This is a genomic window from Streptomyces sp. NPDC006265, assembly GCF_040613555.1.
GTDB lineage: Bacteria > Actinomycetota > Actinomycetes > Streptomycetales > Streptomycetaceae > Streptomyces.
In genome coordinates this window covers 1-3502 of record NZ_JBEXSH010000914.1, presented here as the reverse complement: position 1 = coordinate 3502, position 3502 = coordinate 1, and the positions used below count along the sequence as shown (strand labels likewise).

At 68.3% G+C, this 3502-nt stretch carries 3 protein-coding genes; 2 read left to right on the top strand and 1 reads right to left on the bottom strand.

The features are described 5' to 3' along the window. Together ABZ281_RS42660 and ABZ281_RS42655 are read left to right on the top strand one after the other, a co-directional pair. A partial coding sequence (locus ABZ281_RS42660) for a peptidoglycan bridge formation glycyltransferase FemA/FemB family protein (RefSeq protein WP_356663433.1) occupies positions 1 to 652 on the top strand: 652 nt, incomplete at its 5' end. 81 nt (positions 653 to 733) lie between these two features. Beyond that, complete coding sequence (locus tag ABZ281_RS42655; protein WP_356663431.1) at positions 734 to 1765, top strand: alanine racemase; 1032 nt, start codon at positions 734 to 736, stop codon at positions 1763 to 1765. Positions 1766 to 1866: 101 nt separating this feature from the next. Here the strand turns inward: ABZ281_RS42655 and ABZ281_RS42650 are convergent, their stop codons facing one another. Beyond that, positions 1867 to 3381 carry a glycosyltransferase 87 family protein gene (locus ABZ281_RS42650; protein ID WP_356663435.1) on the bottom strand — a complete coding sequence of 505 codons (1515 nt, stop codon included), beginning with the start codon at positions 3379 to 3381 and terminating at the stop codon, positions 1867 to 1869. Positions 3382 to 3502: the final 121 nt, after the last annotated feature.

The following is a 3502-nucleotide window of genomic DNA, read 5'->3' as shown; positions in this document are numbered from 1 at the left end:
TGGACTTCAACCGGATGACCGGCCAGGTGGTCCGCGCGACGTCCAGCCCCGCTACGTGTATCAGGTACCGCTGGCGAACCGCTCCCTGGAAGAGGTCCACAAGAACTTCAACCAGCTGTGGCGCCGCAACATCAAGAAGGCCGAGAAGGCCGGCGTCGAGGTCGTCCAGGGCGGCTACCAGGACCTCGAGGAGTGGCAGCGGCTGTACGAGATCACGGCCGTGCGCGACCACTTCCGGCCGCGCCCGCTGTCGTACTTCCAGCGTATGTGGACGGCCCTCAACACCGAGGACCCCAACCGTATGCGGCTCTACTTCGCCCGGCACGACGGCGTGAACCTCTCGGCCGCGACGATGCTCATCGTCGGTGGGCATGTCTGGTATTCCTACGGCGCCTCCGACAACATCGGCCGAGAGGTCCGGCCCTCGAACGCGATGCAGTGGCGGATGCTGCGCGACGCCTACGCGCTCGGCGCCACCGTCTATGACCTTCGCGGTATCTCCGATTCGCTGGACGAGACCGACCACCTCTTCGGTCTGATCCAGTTCAAGGTGGGTACCGGCGGCCAGGCGGCCGAGTACCTCGGCGAGTGGGACTTCCCGCTGAACAAACTGCTCCACAAGGCGCTCGACATCTACATGTCGCGCCGCTGATGTCCCATTCAGTGCTTCTATACCTCTGACACACGGCAACCGCCGATACACGGCACCGCGAGAAAGGTTCCAGGTCCGGCCATGGCGCTCACGCTCTACGTCGACACCGCGCGCTGGCGTGCGCACCACAAGCACGTGCAGGAGCAGTTCCCGGGCCTCGTGCCGGTCTGCAAGGGCAATGGCTACGGCTTCGGGCACGAACGGCTGGCGGAGGAGGCCACGCGGCTGGGCTCGGACATCCTCGCCGTCGGCACGACGTACGAGGCCGCCCGGATCAAGGACTGGTTCGGCGGGGACCTGCTGGTGCTGACGCCCTACCGGCGGGGCGAGGAGCCGGTGCCGCTGCCGGACCGGGTCATCCGCTCGGTGTCGTCGATAGACGGTGTGTACGGCCTGGTCGGTGCCCGTGTGGTGATCGAGGTGATGTCCTCGATGAAGCGGCACGGCGTCAGCGAGCAGGACTTGGCGCAGTTGCACGCCGCCATCGAGAACGTCCGTCTGGAGGGCTTCGCCCTCCACCTGCCGCTGGACCGCACCGACGGCTCGGACGCCGTCGAGGAGGTCATCGGCTGGATGGACCGGCTGCGTGCCGCCCGGCTGCCCCTGCACACCATGTTCGTCAGCCACCTCAAGGCCGAGGAGCTCGCCCGGCTCCAGCAGCAGTTCCCGCAGACCCGCTTCCGGGCCCGCATCGGCACACGGCTGTGGCTGGGGGACCACGACGCCACCGAGTACCGCGGCGCCGTCCTGGACGTCACGCGCGTCACCAAGGGCGACCGTTTCGGCTACCGGCAGCAGAAGGCGGCCTCCGACGGCTTCCTGGTGGTCGTGGCGGGAGGTACGTCGCACGGAGTGGGCCTGGAGTCCCCCAAGGCGCTGCACGGCGTCATGCCGCGCGCCAAGGGCGTCGCCCGCGCCGGCCTCGCGACGGTCAACCGGAACCTTTCTCCGTTCGTCTGGGGCGGCAAACAGCGCTGGTTCGCGGAGCCGCCGCACATGCAGGTCTCGATCCTGTTCGTGCCGGCGGACGCGTCCGAGCCGAAGGTCGGCGACGAGCTGGTGGCCCATCTGCGGCACACCACCACGCAGTTCGACCGGATCACGGACCGCTGATCGTCACGGGGACCGACCCTCGCAGCGCAGCAAGAAGGCCGTACACGGCTGCCCGTGTACGGCCTTCGGCATTTCCGGCGACGGCCTCTCGCACCGTTCGCTCAGAGCGAACCACCCGTAGGGCCTGGCCTACCCCACTCGACCGATGGCCCGTCGAAATGGACATCGGTCACGTGCCGCCGGGCGCGAGCCGCCGGACCGAAGACGAAGACGTCCTCGGCGCCATCGAGCACTCCGCCCGCGGGATCGTCGTCGCCGGAGCTCCGCACCGGATCCCGCTCCGGCATGAAGATGTCGCGCACGACCATCACGCACAGGTACAGCGTCCCGAGCAGGTGCAGGCCGATGGCCCAGTGGTAGCCGTCGGTGGGCAACCCCTTGTGAGCGTCTCCACTGGTCGTGTACGCGAGGTACAGCCAGATCCCCAGGAAGTACGCCACCTCGCAGGCCTGCCAGATCAGGAAGTCCCGCCACTTCGGCCGGGCGAGAGCGGCCAGCGGCACCAGCCACAGCACATACTGCGGCGAGTAGACCTTGTTGGTGAGGATGAACGCCGCGACGATCAGAAAGGCGAGCTGGGCGAAGCGCGGGCGGCGCGGGGCGGTCAGTGCGAGCGCCGCGACGGCCGCACAGCACACCAACATCAGCAGCGTGGCCAGCGTGTTGACGGTGTCGATGCTGAGCGGGTCGTCCGAGTTCTGGGCCATGATCAGCCAGAAGGAGCCGAAGTCGACGCCCCGCTCCTGGCTGAACGTGTAGAACTTGGACCAGCCCTCGAAGGCGAAGAGCATCACCGGCCCGTTCACGACGACCCAGGCGACGACCGCGCCTCCCAGAGCCTTCCCGAACTCGCGCCACCTGCCCGCGCGCCAGCACAGCACCATCAGCGGCCCGAGGAGCAGGAAGGGATAGAGCTTGGCGGCCGTGGCCAGCCCCAGCAGAACGCCGAACGCGAGGGAACGGCCACGTGACCACATCAGCATCGCCGCCGCCGTCAGAGCCACGGCGAGCAGGTCCCAGTTGATGGTCGCCGTCAGCGCGGCGGCAGGCGCCAGGGCGGCCAGCAGACCGTCCCAGGGACGCCGGGCGTGGGTGCGGGTCACGCAGACGACGATGACCGACGCACACACCATGAGCATTCCGGCGTTGACCATCCAGTACCACTGCTCCTGGTACTGGATGGTGCCGCTGCCGGGCGTGAGCCAGGAGGCGACTTCCATGAAGACGCCGGTGAGGACCGGGTACTCCAGGTACTGCATGTCACCGGGAAGCCGGTCGAAGTACGGCACGAGCCCATCGGCGAAGCCCCGCCCCTGGTAGAGGTGGGGGATGTCCGAGTAGCACGCGTGCGTGTACTGGGAGCTGGCGCCGAAGAACCAGGCTCCGTCATAGCAGGGCGCCTTCTGGACCAGGCCGAGGGCGAACATGCCGATCGCCACCAACGCGATCACCCGCACGGGAGTCCACCAGGACGACCCGAGCAGGGCACGCCGCCCGAGCGGACCGCCGATCAGCTCGCTGCCGGCCGCGGCGACCTCGTCCTCCTTGGTCGGCCGCACCGGCTCCCGCTCCTGGACGCTCGCTTGCGTCGATTCTGCACTGGCCATGCCGCACATCCTGCCGTACGAGCCTGGCAATACGCCGAGGGCCGCCGTACCCGAGGGGGACGGCGGCCCTTGTTTCACGTGACCCACCATTGCCAGCAGATCCAACAGCTGCATATCCGAGTGCGCCACG

Bases quoted from the DNA above. Each gene is read 5' to 3' on its own strand.
- ABZ281_RS42650 (WP_356663435.1), bottom strand. From the start codon at position 3,381: ATGTGCGGCATGGCCAGTGCAGAATCGACGCAAGCGAGCGTCCAGGAG.
- ABZ281_RS42655 (WP_356663431.1), top strand. From the start codon at position 734: ATGGCGCTCACGCTCTACGTCGACACCGCGCGCTGGCGTGCGCACCAC.